Raw genomic sequence first — 22,879 nt, 5'->3', positions numbered from 1 at the left:
CCCGTCCTGTGCCGGGGGGAAGGCCGTACTCCGGAGGTGAGGCCCCATGAGCACCCTGCCGGTCATCGCGGCCGTCGACGGTTCCGACGACAGCCTGCGCGCCCTGGACTGGGCCCTCGACGCCGCGCACCGGCGCGGGGCGCCCCTGCGGGTGGTGCATGTGCGCCAGTACGCCACCTGGGCCCAGACCGACATCCTGGTGGCGGGTGAGCCGGACACCGGCGACGACCCGGTGCTCGACCAGGCCCGCGGCCACCTCCAGGGGCGTGCCTACGCCGTGGCGACGGAGTACGTCGGCATGGAGGGCGTGCCGGGCGCCGCGCTGCCGGAACTGGGCGCCGACTCCCAGATGCTGGTGCTCGGCTCCCGGGGCCGCGGCGGCTTCGCCAGCCTGCTGCTCGGCTCCAACGGCATGGCCGCCGCCCGCGACGCCGAGTGCCCCGTCGTCGTGGTGCCCCGCCCCGGACGCGAGGTGCACGGCGAGGCGCCGGCCGAGGAGGGGCCCCGGGTGGTCGTCGGACTGCACGTGGACAGCCCCGATGAGGCCACCCTCTCCTTCGCCTTCGCCGAGGCCGAGCTGCGCGGCGCCCGCCTCCAGGTCGTCGCCGCCTACCCGTGGCCGGTGCAGACCTGGGCCGCCGCCGGGCAGATCATGCCCCCGGTGATCGACGAGGTCTCCATCGAGAGCGAGACCCGGGTCCTGGCCGACGGCTTCCTTGCCCCGTACCGCGAACGTCATCCCGACGTCCGTGCCGAGCCGTACGTCGCGCCCGGCGACGCCGCCGGCCACCTCGTCGCCACCTCCCGCGACGCCCTGCTGGTCGTCGTCGGCCGCCACCGCCGCCGCCTGCTGGCCCCCGCCCGCATGATGGGCTCGGTCACCCACGCGGTCCTGCTCCACGCGGCGTCCCCGGTCGCGGTCGTACCACCGGCCCCACCGGAGGACTGAGGGGGCCGCCCCGTAGTCCGCTCTCCCGTACGAGGCCGCGCCCCCGGCGCACCTGCCCTGCCTATCATCGGCCCCATGCAGGACTCACCCGACAGGGACGCCCGGATCGCCCTCGACCTCGCTCTGACCGTCCGGCACGACGGGCACGGCGGGGTCGCCGACGACCTCGCCGGCCCCGCCGGGCTCACCGCCTGGGTACGGGCCCACCCCGACCTCGCGGCGGAGGCCGGGGCCGCGGACCTGGCCGCCGTCCGGGACGTGCGAGCCGCCGCCCGCGCCCTCTTCGCCCGCGCCGTGCGCCCCGGCGAGCCGAGCCCGGCCGACGCCGCCCGGCTGCTGCCCGTCCCCGAAGCCCTGCGGCGCCTGAACGAGGCCGCCGCCCGCACCCCCACCGTCCCCGTCCTGCACTGGGCCGACGCCGGTGCCCCCGTCGTCCGCGCCGCGCCCGCGCCCGGCGCCCGGCCCGACCTCACCGCCGCGCTCGCCCAGGCCGTGATCGGCTTCCTCGCGGGCCCCGACCGGCAGCGGCTGCGGGCCTGCCACGCACCGCGCTGCGTCCGGTACTTCCTCAAGGACCACCCGCGCCAGGAGTGGTGCAAACCGTCCTGCGGCAACCGGGCCCGGGTCGCCCGCCACCAGCAGCGGCAGCAACGGACCGCCGAGCCTCGGCCATAGCCGGGACGGCTGCCCGCCCGCACGCCGTCCGCGGGGTCCGGCCACGTACCATGGCGGCATGTCGTTCCTCCGCCGCCGCAGCGCCACGCCCGCCGGGCCCGACTTCGACGTACTGGCCATGGACCCGGGCGACTGGCCCGGCAATCTGGGCGCCGGCCTGCTGCCCGCGCCCGACGGCAGCTGTCAGGGCGTCTTCCTGCGCTACGACCTGTTCGGCGGCCGCGGCCCCGCGATGATCATCGGCAACCTGCCGGACGGCTCCCCGGCCCGCGAGGTCCCCGAGGGCGAGATCCCCTTCGAGGTGGCCCAACTGCTGCTCGCGCTGGAGAACGACGAGGAGGTCACCGTCGTCGGCGCCGAGGACGTCCCGGTGATGCAGGGCGACAACCTGCTCATCGTGCGCCGCCTCAAGCTCTCCGAGGGCCGGATCTCCTGCGTGCAGTTCGACCGCAGCGACGGCGTCCTGGTGACCATCGCCGCCTGGGACCGCCCGATCACCGACGACCTGTACGCCCTGCTGAAGCCGCTCCCGGCGGAGCTTTTCCAGCAGGGCTGACCCGGCGGCTACCGCACGGTCGAGAGCGTGACGTCGGCGGCGCGCACGTACCCGACCCGGTGGCCGTACTGGATCTCGTAGTACTGGTCCTCGCCCCGCACCACCCGGTGGGAGGCCGTGTCGAACCCGACCGCGTAGTAGTACTCGCCGGGAACCTTCTCCCCGACCACGTACTTCTGCCCCTTGCCCAGCGTGTACGGCAGCGGTGACACGGCCTGGGCGGGCACGTCAGCCGGGTAGGCGGCCTTCTCCGGGTACGCCCTTCCGTACACGGGGACGCTGTCCAGCCCCTTCCTCGGGGTGATCACCCGGCCCGACGCGGGCACGGCCGCCGGGTTCTTCGCCGGGTTGTGGAACCAGGCCTTCTGGCCCAGGTACCAGATGGCCGTCCAGTCCCGCCACCGGTCGGCCACCGCGTACTGCTGCCCCGTGGAGACCCGGGACGACAGATCGTTCACGCCCGTCGTCGGGGCCGAGCCGAGGCCGATGTCCTTGATCAGGGGCGCGTTCACGTCATGGTCGGAGTAGAGCCGCACCGCGCTGGAGCCATGCGTCGTGCAGGGCTCGCCCGCCTTCTCGCAGCCGGTGTACTCCGGGCGGTTGGCGGAGTAGTCGGGGCGGATCGTCACCAGGCCGGACTTCCGGCCCGCGGTCGGCTCCAAGGGGCGGCCGAGCAGCCGGAAGTAGTGCCGCCAGTCCCAGTACGGGCCCGGGTCGGTGTGCATGCCCGGGATCGTCGCCGTGGTGGTGCCCGGGACGGTGTCGTGGCCCAGGATGTGCTGCCGGTCCAGCGGGATGTCGTACTTCCTCGCCAGGTACTTCACCAGCCGCGCCGAGGAGCGGTACATGGCCTCCGTGTACCAGGCGTCCGGCTCCGCCAGGAAACCCTCGTGCTCCAGCCCGATCGACTTGGCGTTGACGTACCAGTTGCCCGCGTGCCAGGCCACGTCCTTCGCCTTCACGTGCTGGGCGATGTGCCCGTCGGTGGAGCGGAGCGTGTAGTTCCAGGAGACGTAGGTGGGGTCCTGGACCATGTTGAGGACGCCGTCCCAGGCGCCTTCCGTGTCGTGCACGACGATGTACCGGATGCGCTGCGAGGCGGGCCGGTTCCCCAGGTCGTGGTTGCCGTAGTCGCCGTCGCCGAACTCCTCGTACGGCGCCGGGATCCACTCGCAGGACACCGACTTCGGGCACTCGGTGCCGGCGGCCGAGGCGGCGCTCAGGCCCGCGTCGCCCAGCTGCGCGGTGTCGGGGGCCACGCCCGGACGGGCGGCCAGGGTGACGCGCTGCCCGGCGTCCGTGGTCCGTCGCCCGCCCGCGCGGATCACCTCGAACACGTCGTTCGCGTACGCCGCCGCCGTCGCCGAGTCCTCCGCGCCCGAGAAGCGGGCCACCGCCCCGTACCAGTCCGCCGGGTCGGCGCTGAGCGGCTCACCCAGCTCCCGCTGGGCGGCGGCCAGCAGCGCGGCACCGCCGGACACGTTCGCGGCCGGGTCGGTGCGCAGCGTCTCGGGGCTCAGGCCGGTCAGCTCGGCAGCCTTCGGCAGCGTCGTCAGCCGGTCCGGCAGGGCGGCGGCGCGCGTGGCCCGCGCCTTCGGGTGCAGCGGGTCGCGGGCGTCGTCGCCGCGCGGGTCCTCGGTGCCCTCGTCGTGGTGCGAGGTCCCTGCCAGGGCCGTGCGGGCGTCGGTCAGGTGCAGCGGGCCGTAGCCGCCGGTCACGCTCGGCGCTCCGCCGTGCGCGTCCCAGCGGGACTGGAGGTAGGAGACGCCGAGCAGCACGCTCTGCGGCACCCGGTACTCGGCAGCCGCGGTGGCGAACGCCCGCTGGAGGCGGTCCGTGGCGGGCGGTGCGTCGGAGGGACCGGCGGCGGACGGTGCCGCGCCGAGCAGCGGCAGCAGCAGCGCGGCGACGGCCAGGGCGGGCACTACGGGGGATCCTCGCAAAGCGGCCTCCTGTGACGGTCGGACGTGGGGGGGGCGTTCGGGGCCGGGCTGGGTCAGTGGTACCCGGCGGTCCGACAATCCGTCAATCATGCCGTCATGGCGGCGATTTCCCACGTCAGCAAGGTGCCCGGCGAGTTTCGTGGCGGCGGGGCACCGGCCTGCGCGGCGTCAGTGGCGTACACCAATGGCCCCTGCATGTACCTGGACACACAAAATCCGCGGTGCGCCCCGAGGGGCACACCGCGGACTGTCCTTCTCTCGCGTCAGCGCGTGCCGACCGCCGCCCGCACGGCCCGGCGGGCCATCTGGCAGTCGTCGTGCAGCCGGCGCAGCAGCAGCCGCTGCTCCTCGCCGGTCGGCGTGGCACCGGGGTGGGCCGGCGTGGCCGACGGGGCCGGGACCGAGTCGTGCATCGAACGCTGCACGGCCGTCTCGTAGGTACGGATCTCCCTGGTCAGTACGAGCATCAGGTTCACCAGGAAGGCGTCGCGCGCCGCCGTGCCCGTCGACTGGGCGATCTGGCTGATCTGACGGCGGGCCACCGGGGCGTCGCCGAGGACCGCCCACAGCGTCGCCAGGTCGTAGCCCGGCAGGTACCAGCCGGCGTGCTCCCAGTCCACCAGGACCGGACCGGCCGGCGACATCAGGACGTTGGACAGGAGCGCGTCGCCGTGGCAGAACTGCCCCATGCCCTGGCGTCCGCTCGCGTGGGCGATGCCGTGCAGCAGTTTCTGCAGGTCGCCCAGGTCCCGGTCGGTGAGCAGCCCCAGCTCGTGGTACCGGGAGATCCGGGCCGCGTAGTCCAGCGGGGCGTCGAACGCCCCGGCCGGCGGCCGCCAGGCGTTCAGCCGGCAGATCGCGCCCAGCGCCGCCCTGATGTCCGCACGCGGCGGGGCCTCCACGGGGTGCCGCTGCAACGCGGCCACCCGTCCCGGCATCCGCTCGATGACCAGCGTGCCGTTGTCCGGATCCGCCGCGATCAGCCTCGGCACCCGCACCGGAGGGCGCTGCCGGACGAACGAGCGGTATGCCCCTATCTCGTGCCGGATCCGCTCCGACCACGCCGGTGAGTGGTCCAGTAAGCACTTGGCGACCGCCGTACTGCGCCCGGTCGTACCGACCAGGAGTACGGAGCGCCCGCTGCGGCGCAGGACCTGCACGGGGGAGAACTCCGGGCAGATGCGGTGCACGGAGGCGATCGCCGTGCGCAGTTGGGCCCCCTGGGGGCCGGACAGGTCGATTCTCCCGCTGAGCGGCTGCGTGCCGGGCCCCGCGCCGCGCCGCGCCCTGCCTGCCCCGAGTACCGGGGCCGCCGGACGAGCGGGGGCGAGATAGGGGCCGCCGCCCGCCGCCGGGCGGGGGTGCAGCGAGCGCTGCGGGGCGGACACGGAGGACGATGCTGCGTACATGGGCGAGACAGATCCCTTCGTGTGCCTGCTGTGCCTGCCTGAAGACCGGTGCCCGTCCGTGGTTCCGGAGGAGCGCGTCTTCCGTAAGCCGTCGCGCCGCCCGACCGGCCGCCCGGGGGTCACCCTGGGGAGTAACTCCACGGCAACCGGGTCGGGGTGGCGCATTCCTACCTGACACCCGGCCGCCCCTGGCACACCATCTGGCGCACCCTGGCGAACGGTGGCGAATAGTCGCCCGGCAACCCGCACCGGGCTACTGTCAACTCAGCCGAGAACCTGGGGGCTTGACGTGAGCGGAGAACCCAACACCCGTCTGTCGGACCTGTTCGGCCTGGCCGGCTGGTCCAAGGGCGAACTCGCGAGGCTGGTGAACCGGCAGGCGGCGGCCATGGGCCACCCCCAGCTGGCGACCGACACCTCGCGGGTGCGGCGGTGGATCGACATGGGAGAGATCCCGCGCGATCCGGTGCCGCGGGTGCTGGCGGTTCTGTTCACCGAGCGACTCGGCCGTGTCGTGACCATCGAGGACCTCGGCCTGGTCCGGCACGGGCGCGCGGGGAAACGGCAGGGCGGCGGGAGCGAGGAACATCCCGACGGAGTGCCGTGGGCGCCCGAGCGGACTGCGGCGGTCCTCACCGAATTCACGGGAATGGACCTCATGCTCAACCGACGCGGCTTGGTGGGCGCGGGCGCCGCGCTCGCCGCGGGCTCCGCACTCAGCAGCGCCATGCACGACTGGCTGCACACCGACCCGGCCCTCGCGGCCGACGCCCCCGACCTCCGCCAACCCCTGCACGCCGACCCCGCCGGGTTCGACCGCTACGAGGCCGCCCCCATCGGGTCGCAGGAAGTGGAGGAACTGGAGCGCTCGGTCGAGGTGTTCCGCGCCTGGGACGCCGCCCGTGGCGGCGGGCTCCAGCGCAAGGCCGTGGTGGGCCAGCTCAACGAGGTGGGCGGCATGCTCGCCTACCACCACCCACCCCATCTCCAGCGGCGCCTGTGGGGCGTCGCCGCCAACCTCGCCGTCCTCGCGGGCTGGATGTCGCACGACGTCGGCCTGGAACCCACGGCCCAGAAGTACTTCGTCATCGCCGCCCACGCCGCACGCGAGGGCGGCGACCGGCCCCGGGCCGGGGAGGCGCTCTCCCGGGCGGCCCGCCAGATGGTGCACCTGGGCCGGCCCGACGACGCGCTCGACCTGATGAAGCTCGCCAAGTCCGGTTCCGGCGAGCAGGTGCTGCCGCGCACCCAGGCCATGCTCTGCACCATCGAGGCCTGGGCACAGGCGTCCATGGGCAAGGGCCAGGCCATGCGCCGCACCCTCGGGCGGGCCGAGGACCTCTTCGTCTCCGACAAGGCCGACGTGCCGCCGCCGGACTGGATGCAGACGTTCAAGGAGGAGGACCTGCTCGGCATGCAGGCCCTGGCCTACCGGACGCTCGCCGACTTCGAGCCGGGCGCCGCCGTGCACGCGCAGTACTACGCGGAGAAAGCGCTGGCCCTGCGGATCGACGGCCGGCAGCGGTCGAAGATCTTCGACTACCTGTCCATGGCCTCCGCCTGCTTCATCGCCGACGACCCCGAACAGGCGGACCGGTACGCGCGCCTGGCCCTGGTGTCGATGGGGTCAAACTCCTCCCAGCGGACCTGGGACCGGCTGCGGCAGATGTACCGGCTCACCGCCGAGTACGCCGGCTACCCGAAGATCCAGGAACTGCGCGAGGAGATCGAACTGGCGCTACCCAAGGGCAAGTCGGCCAGGGGAAAGGGGAGGGGCGGCAGCGTCGCGCCGGCGTAGGGGGCGACCCGTCGTTCAGGGCGTCACCCGGGCGACCAGCACACAGGCGTCGTCCATCGGCGCCGGGGACTCGGCGCGTTCCCCGGCCGCGATCCGTACGCCGTCCCGCGCCGAGCCCGACCCGGTCAGCCGGGGGGCCAGGGAGAGGAGGTGTGCCACGGCCGCGGGCTCCGTCGCGCCGGTATGCAGGAGCAGCAGGTCGCCCGGTTCGAGGGTCGCCTCGCCCTGTCCGGTCAGCGCACGCCCCGCTCCCGCGCGGAACAGCAGCAGCGGGACCGGGTGCCCGGACCCGGCCCAGGTCAGGGCGCGGGTGCGGGGCGCGTAGCCGCAGTACACGGCGGAGCGGACGGGCGGCAGGGCGGTGGCGTCGAGTAACCCGGCCAGCCGGTCCGGGAGTTGCGCGGGACGGATCCCCGCCAGCGCCAGGCCCCGCAGGGCGCCGATCAGCATCACCGGGCCCTGCGCCCCGTCGGTGTCCACGCCGGGGAGGTCGCCGGCGGCGAAGAGGGTCTCGTCGCCGGTGAGCGGGCACGCGTCGTACCAGGCGCTGTGCCGGGGCGCGTGGTCCGACGAGGGCAGGTACCCGGCGGCCAGGTCGAGGCCCGGCCGTCCCTGGTGCGGGAACCGCAGGAGGCCGTGCCAGGGCGCGGATGCGGCCTCCCGCGGTTCGACCGCGGCCCGTGACCCGGTGTCCGCGGGCGGCGGGCGGTGACGGAGCGAGTCACGGGTCTCGCTCACCGCCCGCTGGCTGCGGCGCAGTTCGCTGACGTCCCGCAGCACCGCCCACATCGAGGCGGTGCTGCCGTCGGCGTCGAGCACGGGCTCGCCCATCATGTGCACCGTGCGCACGGTGCCGTCGGGGCGCACGACGCGGAACTCCCCGTCGATGGGCCGGCCGTCGACAAGACAGTCCGTAACCATCGCGGTCAGCTTCGGGCGGTCCTCGGTGAGGACCAGGGACGGGAGTTCGTCGAGGCTGAGCGGGGTGGAGGCGGGGTCGCGGCCGAGGATCTGGAACAGTTCCCCGGACCAGTCGGCCTCGTCCGTCAGCAGGTTCCACTCCGCGCTGCCGACCCGGCTGAGCAGCGAACCGGGCCGTGGCGCGGGCGCCGGGCCGTCCCGGAGCTGCGCCAAGTGCGCGTCGAGGTCGGTGAGTTGGTGCAGCGCCAGGTCGTACAGCGCGCGTTGCCACCGTCCCCGGGGGTCCGCCGCCTCGCCCTGGCTGTCCCGCCGTACCGCGTCCACGTCGCCCCGCAGCCGCCGCGCCTGCGATATGAGGGACTCGACCGAGCCGCGTCCCGGCGGCTGGGCGGCGGGGTGGTCCGCGGAGAGATGGGGCGACATGACGCACTCCGATGTGCAGACGGTACGACCAGGGTGAACCGGGGCCGGCGGAAGGACCGTTACGACTGTTGCACAGCCCGCGACGGCTCGTAAGGGATTCGGCAACACACGATACGGTGGTGCTTCCGGCATATGCCAGCGTCTTGGCGGAGTGACTTGGGTACGTGGGCGGCGTACGTGTGTCGGAGCTCAAGTCGTAGAACCCCTACGGGACTTGGCGGGTGCCGGATCCCGGAGGTGTCGTCGCCCTGGTGTTCGGTGGACCCTTGTTCTATGCCGGGTCGTGGAGGGCCGGCCGCGGTGCCAGTTCGACCGGCGTGCGCTCACCCGTCTCCAGCGCCCGCACCCCGGCCTCGGCGACCGCGGAGGCGGCGTACCCGTCCCAGGCGCCGGGACCGGTGACCCGGCCGCGGCGGGTGGCGTCCACCCAGGTCTGGACCTGGCGGTCGTAGGCGTCGGCGAACCGTACGAGGTAGTCCTGCGGCACCTCCTCCCGGGCGCCGCCCGCCGCCGTCACCAGCATGCCGTGTGCCTCGCCGATCCGGGCGCTGCCCGCCTCGCAGACGGCCTCGCAGCGCACCTCGTAGCCGAAGCCGCAGTTGACGAAGACCTCCACGTCCACGAGCGCGCCGCCGTCGGTCTCGAACAGCACCAGCTGCGGATCGAGCAGGCCCTCGGGCGCCCCCGCCGACGGCCGCGGCCGGAGCACGGTCACCGCGCTCAGCTCCTGCCCGAGCAGCCAGCGGGCGGCGTCGATCTCGTGCGAGACGGAGCTGTTGACCAGCATCGCCGAGGTGAAGTGCGGTGGCGAGGAGACGTTGCGGTGGACGCAGTGCAGCATCAGGGGCCGGCCCAGCCGCCCGCCGTCCAGCAGCGACTTCAGCTGCCGGTACTCGGTGTCGTACCGGCGCATGAACCCGATCTGCGTCAGCCGCCTGCCGAGCCGCGCCTCCGCCTCCACCACGCGCAGCGCGCCCGCGGAGTCCGGCACCATCGGCTTCTCGCACAGCACCGGCAGCCCCCGCTCGAACGCGGCCAGCAGGGCCTCCTCGTGCGCCTCGCCGGGCGAGGCGATCAGGACCGCCCGGACGCCCGGCGCGTCGAGCGCGGCCACGGCGTCCGTGTGCACGCTGACCCCGTCGATGCCGCCCACGGCCTCCTTCGCCCGTTCCGCGTCGGGGTCCGCGACCGCGGCGACCCTGGCGCCGCTCACCACCGCGTCGAGGCGCCGTACGTGGTCGGCGCCCATGTGTCCCGCGCCCAGGACCGCCACACCCAGAAGATCGCTCACGCTCCGCCGGCTCCTTCCACGTCCGCCGCGCACCCGCGGACGGCGGGCGCGTGTACGGCGAACAGGGTTTCATGGTCGTCACCGTCGTCAAGAGGGAACGGCCGGTGAGGAACGGCGGGCGGCGTCAGTAGCGCAGCACCCCCGCGATGCCGTCCGCGTCCGCGAGCGCGCCGTCCGGCACGAAGCGGACGTCGGCGCCGGTCTCCAGGCACTGCTCGACGATCTCGTCCACGATGTCCTCGCGGGCGTCGAGGTCCCCGTCGAACGCCGGGAGCAGGTGCTCACCGTCGTCGCGCATCGTGACCTTGAAGTTCTCCTCGACGGCGAGCAGCCGGACCCGGCCGCTGTGGGCGCTCTCCCACAGCTCGTCCACCCCGGCCGCGAAGTCCTTGCGCCCGCGGGCCGCGTCCAGTTCCCTGGCCACCGCCGCCACGGACCCCTTCGCCTCGTCGTCGAGCACCTGCCGCACCGCCTGCCACACGGCCTCGGGCGTGCCGTGCGCGAGGCCGCCGTGCGGGACCAGCACCGCGCCCGCGGCGAGGGTGCCCGCCTCGTCGAACAGAGACAGCGCGGGCTCGGGGCCGGTGACGTACAGCGGCCGGGGGTGGGTGCGCAGGATCTTGCCCATCGCCGTGTCGGCGTCGCGCAGGAACCGGCGGGTGCCCTCGTCGCGGAAGGTGCTCGGCGCGTCGCCGATCCGCTCCTGGCGCTCGGGGTCGAAGTCCTCAGCGGGCCGGTCGAACGGGAAGCCGCCGAGGTGTTCCTCCACGACCCGGTCCGCGCCGCCGCTCCACAGCTTGACGCGGTCGGCGGCGACCGACAGCACCCAGAACGGCCGTTCGGCGGCCTGCGCGGCGACGAGGTTGCGGGTCAGGAAGGTGTCCGAGAGGACCACGCGCTCGGGCACGGAACGGGCGAGGGTCCAGACCTGGTGCTCACCCGGAGCGGCGAAGATCGCCAAGCCGTCCTCGGCGTAGGTCAGATCGACCTCGGCGAGGGCCCGGTCGAGTTCCCGGGAGACCTCGGCACGGCGTTCGCGGGTGACCGCGGGATCGTCCTCCAGCTGTTTCTTGGCCGCGGCGACCACGTTGCGCAGCCGGACCCGGTCCTGGGCGTTGTCCGGTTCGCGGCGGTGGGTCGGCGTCAGCACGGACACGGCCGGATACGGCCGGGGGCGCCGCAGCTCGGCGAGGGTGGCGGGACTCAGATCGTGCTCCATGTCAGCACGATAGGACCGTTGGACGAATAGGGCATATCGATCACATCGGGCAGCCGGGGCGGCCGGTGCGGCCGGGCGCTCAGTCGGTCTCGCCCTCGCCGTTCTCCGGTCCGCAGGAGCTGCCGTCGGGCGGCAGGGAGCCGTAGAGCAGGAAGTCGTCGACCTTGCGGTGCACGCACTCGGAGGACGCGTACCCGGTGTGTCCCTCGTCCCGGTTGTCGAGGACCACGGCCGAGGGCCCCAGCCGCTCGGCGGTCTCCGTGGTCCAGCGGTACGGCGTGGCCGGGTCGCCCCGGGTGCCGACGAGCAGCATCCTGGCGGTGTCGAGGTCCTTCACGTCGTCGCGGATGTAGTCGGTGCCCCGGGGGCGCCCGTAGCACATGAGCACCTGGGTGAGGCGGTACCGGCCGAAGACCGGCGACACCTCCTCGTACCGCGCGCGAAGCCGGTCCAGGGAGCCGGTGACCTCGGCGGCCGAGGGGCGGTCGGGGTCGTCGGCGCAGTTCACCGCCATCAGGGCGGCCGGGAGGTTGTCCATGGGTATGTCCTCCTCGTCCGTGAGGCCGCCGCCCGCGGGCTCCCGGCCCGCCGCGACCGACCCCGCACGGACCGGGAAGGTGACGCCGCCGGAGGAGAAGCCCTCCAGGCCCCGGGTGTCGCCGTCGTCCAGCAGCTGCGCCAGCGCCCGCTGCAGCGAGGGCCACAGCTCCTGGCTGTACAGCGCCTGGCCTATGGCGCCCACCATGTCCTGACCGGAGAAGGGCTCCCCGAAGGCCGACGGCACCGGATCGGCGTCGAGCGAGGCGACGAGCCGCTCGACATGCTCCCGGGCGGCCCGGGCGTCCTGGCCGAACGGACAGGCGATGTCCTCCACGCACCAGTCGAGGAAGTTCTCCAGCGCGGTCTGCTGGCCCCGCGCACCCGCCAGCCCCTGCTCGGCCAGCGGTTCGGTCAGCGTGTCCACACCGTCCAGCACCATCCGGCCCACCTTGTCCGGGAACCGGGCGGCGTAGACCGCGCCCAGCCGGGTGCCGTAGGAGAACCCCAGGTAGTTGAGCCGGCCGTCGCCGAGCGCGCTGCGCATCACGTCCATGTCGCGGGCGGCGTCGACCGTGCCCATGTGGTACAGCACGGGTCCGGAGTACTTCGCGCACTCGGCCGCCGCGTCCCGCAGCCGTCCGAGCACGTCCTCGGGGTCGGTGACCGGCTCGTCCCCGCCCGTCGCCTCGATGATCTTCAGGGTGGCCGGACCGCAGGTCACGGGGGAGGACCGGCCGACGCCGCGGGGGTCGAAGGTGACCACGTCGTAGCCGTTGGTGAGATGCATGAAGTCCTTGCCGCCGAAGGAGAGTTCGCTGACCCCCGAGCCGCCGGGACCGCCGAAGTTCAGCAGCACCGAGCCGCGCGATTCGCCGGTCGCCCGGAACCGGGCCAGCGCCAGGTCGAGGGTCTCGCCCTTCGGCCGGTCGTAGTCGAGGGGGACGGTGACCTTCCCGCACTGGAGGTCCTTCGGCATCTCCATGCCCTCGCACGCCGACCAGGTGACCTTCTGGTCGTAGAACCGGGACAGATCCGGACCGGTGTCCCGTGCGGCCGCCGCGGGCAGCCCCGCACCCAGCAGGGACAGGCCGAGCGCCCCGCTGACCGCGCAGCGCCGGACAGAGGGCCGAGTCGACGGCTTGGCCTGCATCGATGCCTCCCGGGCGCCCTGTCGCGGACCCGTGGTCGGCGCCACTCGATCACCATAAGCGGGCCTTGCACCCGGCGCCTCCGGGCGCGGACGGCCCGCGGGACCCCGCGCGGGCGCCCGGAACACCCCACCGTTTGTTCGATGAACCGTCCACTCGATGGGGTGAAAGACCGATTAGCCATAACTCGGATGGTGCGCCCGCGTTTTAACCGGTGCGGGCGAGTGCCCGCGACCATGTCTGGAAGGCAGGGAACCGCATGAGAAGGGTTACCCGAAACGGTGTGCTCGCCGTCGCCGCCTCCGGCGCGCTGGCGGTGACGATGCCGGCGTACGCGGCGTTCGCGTCCGACGGTGCCACCGCCGACGGCTCCTCGGCCGGTTCGCCGGGTCTGATCTCCGGCAACACCGTCCAGCTCCCGGTGGACGTACCGGTCAACGTGTGCGGCAACACCGTGAACGTGGTGGGGCTCCTCAACCCGACCGCGGGCAACAGTTGCGCCAACACCGGGAAGGGCGGCGCGTCCCACGAGTCGGACGCCTCGCACGAGGGGACGGGCGCCGCCGGCACGTCGGGCGGCGCGCACGCCGAGGGGAGCGGAAAGGATTCGCCGGGCGTGCTGTCCGGCAACGGAGTGCAGTTGCCGGTGCACCTGCCGGTCAATGTCAGCGGCAACAGCGTCAATGTGGTCGGCATCGGCAACCCGGCCGTCGGCAACGAGTCGACGAACGGCTCCGACGACGACCCCGAGCCCCCGCCGCCGGCCCCCGCCGAACCCGAGCCGTCCGCGCCCGAGAAGGAGCGCGCCCAGCCGGAGCCGGTCCCGCACGCCGCACCGCCGCGCGCGTCGGCGGCCCTCGCCCACACCGGGGCGGAGCAGACCCTGCCCGTGCTCGCGGGCGGCGCGGCGCTCGTCCTCGGCGGCGCCGTCCTCTACCGGCGTTTCCGCCCGGGTGCCGAGAGCTGACCGGGGCCCGGTCGCACATTCCGGGGCGCCCTTCCGTCGGGAGGGGCGCCCCGTCCGTTCACCCGGCCCGCGCGCTCAGCCGCGCCCTTCGTAAAACCGCCGGTGCAACGCGCGGATCTCCTCGGTGAGTTCCGGTACAGGGCCGTCCACGGCCACCCCGGGCGCCACCTCCCGCACCGCCAACGGCCGCACCGGCGAGGCCGGGACGCCCAGCTCCGCCAGCCAGCCGCCCAGCTGCTCGGACGAGGCGACGTACACGATGCGCCCCAGGCCCACCCAGGCGTGCGCGGCGGCGCACATCGGGCAGTGCTCCCCGGACGTGTACACCGTGGCCGCGGCCCGCTCGCCGGGGGTGAGGTGGGCGGCGGACCAGCGCGCCAGCTCGAACTCCGGGTGACGGGTGCGGTCGCCGCCGGCCACCCGGTTGCGGTCCTCGGCCAGCACCGTGCCCTCCGCGCCGACCAGCACCGACCCGAACGGCTCGTCGCCGGCCTCAAGCGCCCGCGCCGCCAGCTCCACACAACGGCGCAGATGCGGCAGTTCGACGTCCTTCACGACCATGGCGTACGGCCTTCCTCGCGATGTGGCCCCCGTCCATCAGCCTATGTCCGCCCGACTTCCGGCGTCCTTGCTATCGCTACTCGTGAGAGTTACAGTATCTAACGAAAGCGAGTGGCACTAGCACCGCAAGGCACGTACTGGAAGAGGAGCGCCATGCCCACCGTCACCCCGCAGTCGCACGCCCCGCACACCGTTCTCGGATCCGGCCCCGCCGGGACCGCGCTCGCCCGTGAACTGGCACGCAGGGGGCACCCCGTCCGCCTGGTGGACCGGCGGAGCGAGGGCCCCGCGGTCGAGGGCGTCGAACGGTTCGCCGCCGACGTCAGCACGGTCGAAGGCGCGCGGGCCGCCATAGCCGACGCGGCCGTCGTGTACCACTGCGTCAACGTCGCCTATCACCTCCAGGTCGAGGTGATGCCCCGCGTCCAGGAGGCCGTTCTGGCCGCGGTCGAGGAGACCGGCGCCCGCCTCGTCGTGCTCGACACGCTCTACCCGTACGGCGAGACCGGGGGAGCGGTGATGACCGAGGACAGCCCCTGGCAGGCGACGAGCCGCAAGGGCCGGATGCGCGCCGAACTGGACGAGCGGTACCTCGCCGCGCACCGGGACGGCCGGGCCCGCGTGGTCCTCGGCCGCAGCGCCGACTTCGTCGGTCCCGGCGTGCTCAACTCGTCCCTCGGCGCGGCTGTCTTCCCCGGCGCGCTCACCGGCGGGGAGGTCGTGGGCTTCGGCGACATCGACCTGCCGCACAGCTACACCGGCATCGCGGACGTGGCAGCCGGTCTCGCGACCCTCGGTGAACGCCCGGAGGGCGACGGCCGGGTCTGGCACCTGCCCACCGCGCCCGCCGTCACCACGCGCGAGATCCACACGATGATCGAGAAGCGGGTGGGCCGGCCGCTGAACGTCGTCCTGCTCACCCGGCCCCGCGCCTTCGGCCCGTTCGACGAGCGGTTCATGGCCGAGTACGAGGAGATGTTCTACCAGCACACGGAGCCGCAGATCGTGGACTCCGGCGCCTTCGAGCGGTTCTTCGCGGTGGCCCCCACGCCGCTCGCGGACACCCTGGACGCGACCGTCACCTGGTACGAGGCGTGGCTCGCCGACCGGTGACGGTCAACGCCTCAGCGGCCCGGGCGCGACCGGGACCGGTCCAGTGCGGCCACGCCGACCGCGGCCAGCCCGATCTGGATGAGCCACTCGACCCAGTCCACGCCGTCGGTGTCGGCCACGTCGAACGCCGAGGCGACCGCCGACCCGAGCAGCGCGGCCAGGATGCCGACGGCGATCGTCCACAGGACGCCGATGCGCTGGCGTCCCGGGACCACGAGGCGGCCCAGGACGCCGATGACGATACCGATGACGATGGCACTGATGACGCCGTCGATCTCCATCTCCACCCCACTTCGTCAGGTCCCCCGCTGTAGTGCTTCTGCCCACTGCGGGCTGGCGCAGTCCGGGCGCGGGCGGGCCGGCCCGCGCGCGTGAGCGGACCGGCTCGTGCGGCTCCCTTCCCGGATGTCTAACTCTTGGGGGCGCTGCGCGCCGCCGTACCGGCGCAGACCATGCCCAGGACCAGGGCGAGTGCGCCGATGATGATGTTGTTCCAGATGACGCCGGCGTCCGGGCCGGAGCCCACGATCCACGGCGAGATGATCATCCAGACGCCCATCGCGCACATGGCCCAGCTCAGGCCGTACATGCGCTCCGGGGCGCGGGTGAATCCGAGGGCCAGCAGGCCGATGGCGATGCCCACGATCAGGTTGTGGGCCACGAGCGACGGCTGGCTGGTGGTGAAGTGGAGTATCCACGGGGACACGGCACAGTAGAGGCCGAGCAGGAACACCGGCCCGTCCACGAGCGCCACGTCACGGCCACCCAGCATGCGCGCGTAGCGTTCCTGCATTTCCGGGGCGTCGGGGTGGCTGGTGATGTCACTTCTGGAGTGCGAGACGTGGGCCATGAGTCGTCTCCTTCGACTTGCAGGGCCAACCGCTTCGGTTGCGGTGTGCGGTAGCGCCGCATAAGAGCATTCTGCTCTTATTTTTCCCTTATGTGTAGTCGGGGAATCCCCTCTGTCACACCCGTGTGAAATCCACGTCCGCGGGCCGAGACCGGCCCTGATCTCCTTGACCCTGTTCGACGGCGGCTGCCACGATCGACGGCATGCCAACGCGACCGGATCTCACGCGGCGACGCCACGTCGACCTCGCACGCGTCTCCAGCGCCTCCTGTCGCACCGCGGCCTGATCCCGCCGATCCGCCGCCCCCTTCTCACCCCGCCGCACTGAACCGGTGGCCGCCCAGGCTCCCGTCGGGTCCGGTGCTTCCCATGTCCCGGTCCATGTCCCGGTCCAGCGGCTCCCCGAGGGAAGGACGGACCGGGAATCCCGCCTTCCCGAAAAGAGGACCCATGGCCACCGTCCTGTCCGTCTCCGGCAGCCCCTCCGCCTCCTCCCGCACCCACCGGCTGCTGCGCCACCTCGACGAACGGCTGACCGCGCAGGGCCACGACGTGATCCCGCTCGACGTCCGCACCATCCCCGCCGAAGCGCTGCTCGGCGCGGACTTCAGGCACCCCGCCATCACCGAGGCCGCCGCGCTGTTCGCCCGCGCCGACGGCGTCGTCGTCGGCACCCCCGTCTACAAGGCGTCCTACTCCGGCGTACTGAAGGCGCTGCTCGACCTGCTTCCGCAGTACGCCCTCACGGGCAAGACGGTGCTGCCGCTCGCCACCGGCGGCTCCACCGCCCACGTCCTGGCGATCGACTACGCGCTCCGCCCGGTGCTGAACTCCATGGGCGCCGCGCACATCGTGCAGGGCTGGTTCACGCTGGACCGGGACATCACCGCGCACGAGGACGGGTCGGTCGGCGTCGCGCCGGGCTCGGCGGAGGCCCTCGCCCAGGTGGTCGACCAGTTCTCGGTGGCCCTGGGCACTCCGGCGGCGGCGCCCGCGCCGGCCCCGCCCGTGCTGGCCGCGGCTGTCTGACCGCCGCGCCGCGACCGTACGCCGCTCACCCTTCCGCTTCCCCGCCCGGCGCCCGCACGCCGCGGCCGAACGTCCCCGAACGGAGATCCCCGTGTCGTCCCTCACCTTCCACTGGTTCCTGCCCACCAGCGGCGACAGCCGCGACGTCGTCGGCGGCGGCCACGGCGCCCCGGACACCGCCACCGACACCGGGCGCCGCCGGCCGCCGACGGTGGCCTATCTCGGGCAGATCGCGCGCGCCGCCGAGAACCTGGGCTTCGTCGGCGCGCTCACGCCCACCGGTGCCTGGTGCGAGGACGCGTGGCTGACCACCGCGATGGTCTCCCAGGCCACCGAACGCCTGAAGTTCCTGGTCGCCTTCCGTCCCGGCTTCGTCTCACCCACGCTCGCCGCGCAGATGGCGTCCACCTTCCAGCGGCAGACCGGCGGACGGCTGCTGCTCAACGTCGTCACGGGCGGCGAGAGCCGCGAACAGCGGGCCTACGGCGACTTCCTGGACAAGGACGCCCGCTACCGGCGCACCGGCGAATTCCTGCACGTCGTACGGGAGTTGTGGCAGGGCGGCACGGTGAACCTGCGCGGCGAGCACATCCGGGTCGAGGACGCGCGGCTCACTCGGGTGCCCGACCCCGTGCCCGAGGTGTACTTCGGCGGCTCCTCGCCCGCCGCGGTCGAGGTCGCCGCCCGGCACGCGGACGTGTACCTGACCTGGGGCGAGCCGCCCGCGCAGGTCGCCGGCAAGATCGCCCGACTGCGGGAGGCGGCCGCGCGGGAGGGCCGCACCCTGCGCTTCGGCATCCGGCTGCACGTCATCACGCGCGACACCGCGGCGGACGCCTGGGCCGAGGCCCACCGGCTGCTCGACGGTTTCGACCCGGACACCGTACGGGAGGCGCAGGCCAACCTCGCCCGCAGCGAGTCCGAGGGGCAGCGGCGCATGCTCGCCCTGCACGGCGGCTCCCGCGACGCCCTGGAGATCCACCCCAACCTCTGGGCCGGGATCGGCCTGGTGCGCGGCGGCGCGGGCACCGCCCTGGTCGGCGGCCACGACGAGGTCGCCGAGCGGATCGCCGAGTACCACGCCCTCGGCATCGACGAGTTCGTCCTCTCCGGCTACCCGCACCTGGAGGAGGCGTACTGGTTCGGCGAGGGCGTCCTGCCGCGCCTCGCCGCCCGGGGGCTGTGGCGCCACCCCGAGCATGCGAGTGCCGGTGCCGGTGCGGGTGCCGAAGAGGCGGTGCTGCCGGTCGCCGTCTAGTCGTCCCAGGTGTCCAGCTTTCCCAGTGGTCCAGCCGTCAAGCCGTCAAGCCGTCTAGACGGAGGCCAGCGCGGCCAGGTGGGCCTCGCGCACCGTGGCCGTCTGGCCCTGGATCAACAGGAACACCGCCTCCCGCGCGAGCCGTTGGGCCGGGCTGTCCACACCCGTGGCCCGCCCGCCCCCGGCCACGACCGCGGCGGTCGTGGCCGCGCGCAGCAGCTCGTACGCCCGCGTCCGCAGCGCCAGCCGCTCCTCGACGTGCTCGTGCGGGACGGGGTGGTCGGCGAGCGCGTACGCCCGCTCCCGCACCTCGTCCAGCCGCGCGCGCAGGGTGTCGGCCGCGTCGCGCTCGGCGGGTGCGGCGCCGAGCAGGTCCAGCGCGGCGTACCCGAGGCCGAAGACGGCCGGGGACGTGTTGGTGCTGCGGTCCACGTCGACGCGGGCGAACTCCTCGCGCGGGGTGCGCAGTACGACCGACTCCTCCGGCACCCACAGGCCGTCCAGCGTCAGCGACACCGTGCGGGCCGCCGTCAGCGCCACCAGCCGCATCGGCGGCGACGCCCGCAGCCCCGGCTGTTCGCGGGCGTCGGCGAAGGCGAACACCACCTCGTCGGATTCCGTCACGCCCGCGAGCAGCATCAGGTCGTTCAGGCCCCAGCCGGTGTACCAGGGGACGGTGCCGTCGAAGCGCACACCGCCCCGCTCGACGGTGGCCCGCACCGGGACCCGGGGGTGGGCGCGGACGTGCGCGTAGGCGATGCCCGCGAGCAGTTCGCCGGTGGCGAGCGGACGCAACAGGCGTTCGCGGACGGCGAGTCCGGGCTCCGCCTTCGCCAGCAGCCGTACCGGCGTGTGGTGTTGGGTCTGCACGAACCACGTGGAGCAGCACGCTCCGGCCAGGATCTCGGCGACCTCCCTGGCGACCCGGTCCGGGGCACCGGCCCCGCCGGACTCCACGGGCGCGCTCACCCCGAGCAGCCCGGACCGCCGGACCGCCTCGATGTGACTTGTGGGCACGACGTCCTGGTCGACGCGCTGGGCGGACGGGGCGAGCAGGGCGTCGGCGAGCCGGTGCGCCTCGGTGACGAGCGGATGGATCGTGGTGGTCATACGGCGATTCTCCCGACGTCTTCCGGCCGGTGACGAGCGGGCACGGTACGGCGAGTCCCCGCCAGGCCGGAAAACGGCCCGAGTCCGACTGGTCTACACCCTTGACTGGTACAGACCAACGCGGTTGAGTATCCGTCACACCCCCCACTACGGCCGCCCCCGACGCCGTGACCGGCCAGGCCGGCGCGTGCGCGCAAGGCATCGCCCCGGCCTGCCTTGTGCGGGAGCGGCCGTGCCCGTCAAAGGAGGCAGTCCTGTGTCGAGGCGCCGTATCTCCGCCCTGGTGACCGTGCTCGCCCTCGCGGGCGCCGTGCCCGCCCTCCTGCCCGCCACCGAGGCGTCCGCCGCCGCGTGTTCGAGCTACCCGGCCTGGACGGCGGGCCGGAACTACAACGCCGGCGACATCGTCCGCTACACCGACGGCAAGGCGTACATCGCGGAGCACGCCAACCCGGGCTACGACCCGGTGATCAGCACCTGGTACTGGGAGCCGTACGCCTGCAGCGGCGGCCCGGGTACGCCGGTCGGCAACTTCGTGGTGAGCGAGGCCCAGTTCAACCAGATGTTCCCGGGCCGGAACTCCTTCTACACCTACAGCGGCCTCACCGCCGCGCTCAGCGCCTACCCCGGCTTCGCCAACACCGGCGGCGACGCCACCAAGAAGCAGGAGGCCGCCGCCTTCCTCGCCAACGTCAGCCACGAGACCGGCGGACTCGTGCACGTCGTCGAGCAGAACACCGCCAACTACCCGCACTACTGCGACTGGAGCCAGCCCTACGGCTGCCCGGCCGGCCAGGCGGCCTACTACGGGCGCGGGCCGATCCAGCTCAGCTGGAACTTCAACTACAAGGCCGCGGGCGACGCGCTCGGCATCAACCTGCTGGGCAACCCCTGGCTGGTGCAGAACGACGCGGCCGTCGCCTGGAAGACCGCCCTGTGGTACTGGAACACCCAGTCCGGACCGGGCAGCATGACCCCGCACAACGCCATGGTCAACGGCGCCGGCTTCGGCCAGACGATCCGCTCCATCAACGGCTCCCTGGAGTGCGACGGACGGAACCCGGCGCAGGTCCAGAGCCGCGTCACCAAGTACCAGCAGTTCAGTCAGATCCTCGGCGTCTCCCCGGGCGGCAACCTGTACTGCTGACCCGCGCAGGTGTGCGAAACTCCGCCGATGACCTCGGAGACGATCACCGCGGAGTCGGCCGGCACCTGGCACCTCGGCGACCTGCCCGTCCGTCGCATCGGCTTGGGCGCGATGCGGCTGACGGGCAGCGCCGCCTTCCATCTCGGCACGCCGAGCGACAGGGAGCAGTCACTCGCCGTGCTGCGCCGGGCCGTCGAACTCGGCGTCAACCACATCGACACGGCCGCCTTCTACTTCTCCTCACTGCGCTCCGCCAACGAACTGATCAACAGCGCGCTCGCGCCCTACGCCGACGACCTGGTCATCGCCGCCAAGGTCGGCCCGTACCGCGAGTGGTCGGGGGAGTGGGGCACCTCCGCCCGCCCCGAGGACCTGCGCGCCCACGTCGAGGAGAACCTGCGCCAGCTCGGCCGCGACCACCTCGACGTCGTCTACCTGCGCCGCATGCGGCAGGATTCGGTCGCCGAGCACTTCGGCGCCCTCGCCGAACTGCGCGAGGCGGGCCTGATCCGCCACCTCGGTCTCTCCGACGTCGAGCCCCGGCACCTCCACGAGGCTCTGGCCATCGCCCCCGTGGTCTGCGTCCAGAACCGGTACGGCCTCGGCTTCCACGACCCCGCCTCCGACGACCTCCTCGCCCTGTGCCGCGAGCAGGGCGTCGCCTTCGTGCCGTTCTACGCCATCGCCGGCGAGGCCGGACCGCGGGGCGCCGGTACCGCCCACGAGGAGGAGGTCCGCGCGGTCGCCCGGGCGCACGGGGCGAGCCCGGCACAGGTGAGGATCGCCTGGACCCTGCACCAGGGCCCGAACGTCCTCGCCATCCCCGGCACCGGAAACCCTGGCCACCTCGCCGAGAACGTCGCCGCGGGCGCGCTCCGGCTCAGCGACGGGGAACTGGCACGGCTCGACGCGGCCCGGACCGGCTGACGCCGGCGACATCCGGCCCGGCCGGGCTCCGTCACACGGTCCAGGCGCCGTCCCGCATGAGGTGCCGCTGCTTCAGCTCGCGCTCCTCGTGCCACGCCTGCACCGCGAGCGGGCGCACCCGGAACCAGGCGTACGAGGTGCTGTCCTCGCGCGGGTCCCAGCCGGTCTTCGCGAGGAACGCCCCGGCCGCGGCGGCGGGCGCTTCCCGCAGGGCGAACGTCTGCACCTCCCCGTCGATCAGCACGACGTCCCGGGTGTGCCCGAAGGCCAGCCGGACCCGGCCGCCGTCACGGAGGTTCCGGCCGGTCGGGTTGGTGAGGCGCGTACAGAGCCAGACCGACTCCTCGTGCCACACGAACCACAGCGGGACCAGGCAGGGCAGGCCCCCGGCGTCGGCGGTCGCCACCCAGATGTCCATCTCCCCGTCCAGACGGGCCAGCACGTCCTGCTTGCGCCGCCCGGGTTCGCGCGGCGGTCCGGTGATCTTCATGGCCGTGACGGTAACGGCCGCGTCGCCCGCGCACCTCGGGCCCGGGTCCTCCCGCGCCTCGGTCGTGAGGCGTAGGACCGGGACTGGCGCCGCGGAGCGTTTTACGTATAACCTCTCCGGTCAACCGCCTGTCCCGAGAGGTCCCGATGACACGTATCGCCCTGGTCACCCTCGTCGTCGACGACTACGACGAGGCGATCCGCTTCTACACCGAGGCCCTCGGCTTCCGCCTGGCCGAGGACGCGCCCCGGCCCGACGGTTCCCGCTGGGTGGTCGTCGAACCCGGCACCCCCGGGCAGGGCACCGCGCTGCTGCTGGCCCGCGCCAAGGGCGAGGGCCAGTGCTCCCGGATCGGCGACCAGACCGGCGGGCGGGTCGGCTTCTTCCTGCACACCGACGACTTCGCCCGCGACCACGCCCGCATGACCGCCGCCGGCGTGACCTTCCTGGAGGAGCCCCGGCACGAGCCCTACGGCTCGGTCGCCGTCTTCCAGGACCTCTACGGCAACCGCTGGGACCTGCTCCAGCCCGCCGCCTGAACCCTTCCGACCTTCC

General features: G+C 73.5%; 23 protein-coding genes. 12 read left to right on the top strand and 11 right to left on the bottom strand.

The genetic code is table 11. The features are described 5' to 3' along the window. Positions 1-46 precede the first annotated feature (46 nt). The 3 genes from ACFC1X_RS16705 to ACFC1X_RS16695 all read left to right on the top strand — a co-directional run bounded on the left by ACFC1X_RS16705 (position 47) and on the right by ACFC1X_RS16695 (position 2,180). Positions 47-949 (top strand): universal stress protein, encoded by a 903-nt coding sequence (locus tag ACFC1X_RS16705; protein ID WP_376354034.1) that lies wholly within the window; start codon positions 47-49, stop codon positions 947-949. A gap of 75 nt (positions 950-1,024) precedes the next feature. Further along, positions 1,025-1,624: a CGNR zinc finger domain-containing protein gene (locus ACFC1X_RS16700; RefSeq protein WP_376354031.1), complete on the top strand. Its 600-nt coding sequence runs from the start codon at positions 1,025-1,027 to the stop codon at positions 1,622-1,624. 58 nt (positions 1,625-1,682) lie between these two features. Beyond that, positions 1,683-2,180: a hypothetical protein gene (locus tag ACFC1X_RS16695; protein ID WP_376354028.1), complete on the top strand. Its 498-nt coding sequence runs from the start codon at positions 1,683-1,685 to the stop codon at positions 2,178-2,180. Positions 2,181-2,188: 8 nt separating this feature from the next. Here ACFC1X_RS16695 and ACFC1X_RS16690 read toward each other — a convergent pair whose 3' ends face one another. After that, complete coding sequence (locus ACFC1X_RS16690) at positions 2,189-4,105, bottom strand: N-acetylmuramoyl-L-alanine amidase (protein WP_376354025.1); 1,917 nt, start codon at positions 4,103-4,105, stop codon at positions 2,189-2,191. Between the two features lie 281 nt (positions 4,106-4,386). Continuing rightward, positions 4,387-5,532 (bottom strand): aminoglycoside phosphotransferase family protein, encoded by a 1,146-nt coding sequence (locus ACFC1X_RS16685; protein WP_376354022.1) that lies wholly within the window; start codon positions 5,530-5,532, stop codon positions 4,387-4,389. A 289-nt stretch (positions 5,533-5,821) separates the two neighbouring features. Here ACFC1X_RS16685 and ACFC1X_RS16680 point away from each other — a divergent pair, with 289 nt between their 5' ends. Further along, entirely contained in the window at positions 5,822-7,330 is a 1,509-nt protein-coding gene (locus ACFC1X_RS16680) for a hypothetical protein (protein ID WP_376354020.1), read from the top strand. A 15-nt stretch (positions 7,331-7,345) separates the two neighbouring features. Here the strand turns inward: ACFC1X_RS16680 and ACFC1X_RS16675 are convergent, their stop codons facing one another. The 4 genes from ACFC1X_RS16675 to ACFC1X_RS16660 all read right to left on the bottom strand — a co-directional run bounded on the left by ACFC1X_RS16675 (position 7,346) and on the right by ACFC1X_RS16660 (position 12,874). Continuing rightward, positions 7,346-8,674, bottom strand: coding sequence for a PP2C family protein-serine/threonine phosphatase (locus tag ACFC1X_RS16675; protein ID WP_376354017.1), 1,329 nt, complete (start codon positions 8,672-8,674; stop codon positions 7,346-7,348). A gap of 271 nt (positions 8,675-8,945) precedes the next feature. After that, positions 8,946-9,965 carry a Gfo/Idh/MocA family protein gene (locus ACFC1X_RS16670; RefSeq protein ID WP_376354014.1) on the bottom strand — a complete coding sequence of 340 codons (1,020 nt, stop codon included), beginning with the start codon at positions 9,963-9,965 and terminating at the stop codon, positions 8,946-8,948. A gap of 124 nt (positions 9,966-10,089) precedes the next feature. Then, positions 10,090-11,184, bottom strand: coding sequence for a chemotaxis protein (locus ACFC1X_RS16665; protein WP_376354012.1), 1,095 nt, complete (start codon positions 11,182-11,184; stop codon positions 10,090-10,092). A gap of 79 nt (positions 11,185-11,263) precedes the next feature. Continuing rightward, on the bottom strand, positions 11,264-12,874 hold the full coding sequence (locus ACFC1X_RS16660) for an alpha/beta hydrolase (RefSeq protein WP_376354536.1): 1,611 nt from the start codon (positions 12,872-12,874) through the stop codon (positions 11,264-11,266). 257 nt (positions 12,875-13,131) lie between these two features. On the opposite strand from ACFC1X_RS16660, the gene ACFC1X_RS16655 reads away from it, so the two are divergent. Next, positions 13,132-13,839 (top strand): chaplin, encoded by a 708-nt coding sequence (locus ACFC1X_RS16655; protein WP_376354009.1) that lies wholly within the window; start codon positions 13,132-13,134, stop codon positions 13,837-13,839. Between the two features lie 75 nt (positions 13,840-13,914). On the opposite strand, the gene ACFC1X_RS16650 is transcribed toward ACFC1X_RS16655, so the two are convergent. Beyond that, on the bottom strand, positions 13,915-14,400 hold the full coding sequence (locus tag ACFC1X_RS16650; protein WP_376354006.1) for a nucleoside deaminase: 486 nt from the start codon (positions 14,398-14,400) through the stop codon (positions 13,915-13,917). 153 nt (positions 14,401-14,553) lie between these two features. Between ACFC1X_RS16650 and ACFC1X_RS16645 the strand changes: the two genes are divergently transcribed. Beyond that, entirely contained in the window at positions 14,554-15,513 is a 960-nt protein-coding gene (locus ACFC1X_RS16645) for an NAD-dependent epimerase/dehydratase family protein (protein ID WP_376354003.1), read from the top strand. Between the two features lie 11 nt (positions 15,514-15,524). Here the strand turns inward: ACFC1X_RS16645 and ACFC1X_RS16640 are convergent, their stop codons facing one another. Beyond that, positions 15,525-15,794, bottom strand: a complete 270-nt coding sequence (locus ACFC1X_RS16640) for a GlsB/YeaQ/YmgE family stress response membrane protein (RefSeq protein WP_376354001.1) — start codon at positions 15,792-15,794, stop codon at positions 15,525-15,527. A 128-nt stretch (positions 15,795-15,922) separates the two neighbouring features. Next, positions 15,923-16,363, bottom strand: a complete 441-nt coding sequence (locus tag ACFC1X_RS16635; RefSeq protein ID WP_307009580.1) for an SPW repeat protein — start codon at positions 16,361-16,363, stop codon at positions 15,923-15,925. A 203-nt stretch (positions 16,364-16,566) separates the two neighbouring features. On the opposite strand from ACFC1X_RS16635, the gene ACFC1X_RS16630 reads away from it, so the two are divergent. The 3 genes from ACFC1X_RS16630 to ACFC1X_RS16620 all read left to right on the top strand — a co-directional run bounded on the left by ACFC1X_RS16630 (position 16,567) and on the right by ACFC1X_RS16620 (position 18,650). Beyond that, the gene (locus tag ACFC1X_RS16630) at positions 16,567-16,650 is read left to right on the top strand and encodes a putative leader peptide (protein WP_356367094.1); all 84 of its coding nucleotides are present in this window, start codon (positions 16,567-16,569) and stop codon (positions 16,648-16,650) included. 163 nt (positions 16,651-16,813) lie between these two features. After that, the gene (ssuE, locus tag ACFC1X_RS16625; protein WP_376353998.1) at positions 16,814-17,392 is read left to right on the top strand and encodes an NADPH-dependent FMN reductase; all 579 of its coding nucleotides are present in this window, start codon (positions 16,814-16,816) and stop codon (positions 17,390-17,392) included. A gap of 91 nt (positions 17,393-17,483) precedes the next feature. Beyond that, a complete protein-coding gene (locus ACFC1X_RS16620; RefSeq protein ID WP_376353997.1) occupies positions 17,484-18,650 on the top strand; it encodes an LLM class flavin-dependent oxidoreductase in 1,167 nt (388 codons plus the stop codon). A 54-nt stretch (positions 18,651-18,704) separates the two neighbouring features. Here the strand turns inward: ACFC1X_RS16620 and ACFC1X_RS16615 are convergent, their stop codons facing one another. Continuing rightward, positions 18,705-19,760 (bottom strand): acyl-CoA dehydrogenase family protein, encoded by a 1,056-nt coding sequence (locus tag ACFC1X_RS16615; RefSeq protein ID WP_376353995.1) that lies wholly within the window; start codon positions 19,758-19,760, stop codon positions 18,705-18,707. A gap of 256 nt (positions 19,761-20,016) precedes the next feature. On the opposite strand from ACFC1X_RS16615, the gene ACFC1X_RS16610 reads away from it, so the two are divergent. Both ACFC1X_RS16610 and ACFC1X_RS16605 read left to right on the top strand, forming a co-directional pair. Next, positions 20,017-20,907, top strand: a complete 891-nt coding sequence (locus ACFC1X_RS16610) for a glycoside hydrolase family 19 protein (RefSeq protein WP_376353992.1) — start codon at positions 20,017-20,019, stop codon at positions 20,905-20,907. Positions 20,908-20,934: 27 nt separating this feature from the next. Further along, positions 20,935-21,834, top strand: a complete 900-nt coding sequence (locus tag ACFC1X_RS16605; RefSeq protein WP_376353990.1) for an aldo/keto reductase — start codon at positions 20,935-20,937, stop codon at positions 21,832-21,834. Between the two features lie 31 nt (positions 21,835-21,865). On the opposite strand, the gene ACFC1X_RS16600 is transcribed toward ACFC1X_RS16605, so the two are convergent. Continuing rightward, entirely contained in the window at positions 21,866-22,324 is a 459-nt protein-coding gene (locus tag ACFC1X_RS16600) for a pyridoxamine 5'-phosphate oxidase family protein (RefSeq protein WP_376353988.1), read from the bottom strand. 146 nt (positions 22,325-22,470) lie between these two features. Here ACFC1X_RS16600 and ACFC1X_RS16595 point away from each other — a divergent pair, with 146 nt between their 5' ends. Beyond that, a complete protein-coding gene (locus ACFC1X_RS16595; protein WP_376353986.1) occupies positions 22,471-22,863 on the top strand; it encodes a VOC family protein in 393 nt (130 codons plus the stop codon). Positions 22,864-22,879: the final 16 nt, after the last annotated feature.

The organism is Streptomyces sp. NPDC056128 (genome assembly GCF_042263835.1).
Classification (GTDB): Bacteria; Actinomycetota; Actinomycetes; order Streptomycetales; family Streptomycetaceae; genus Streptomyces.
The sequence above is the reverse complement of the archived record's forward strand: the minus strand, read 5'-3'. Positions and strand labels throughout refer to the sequence as shown.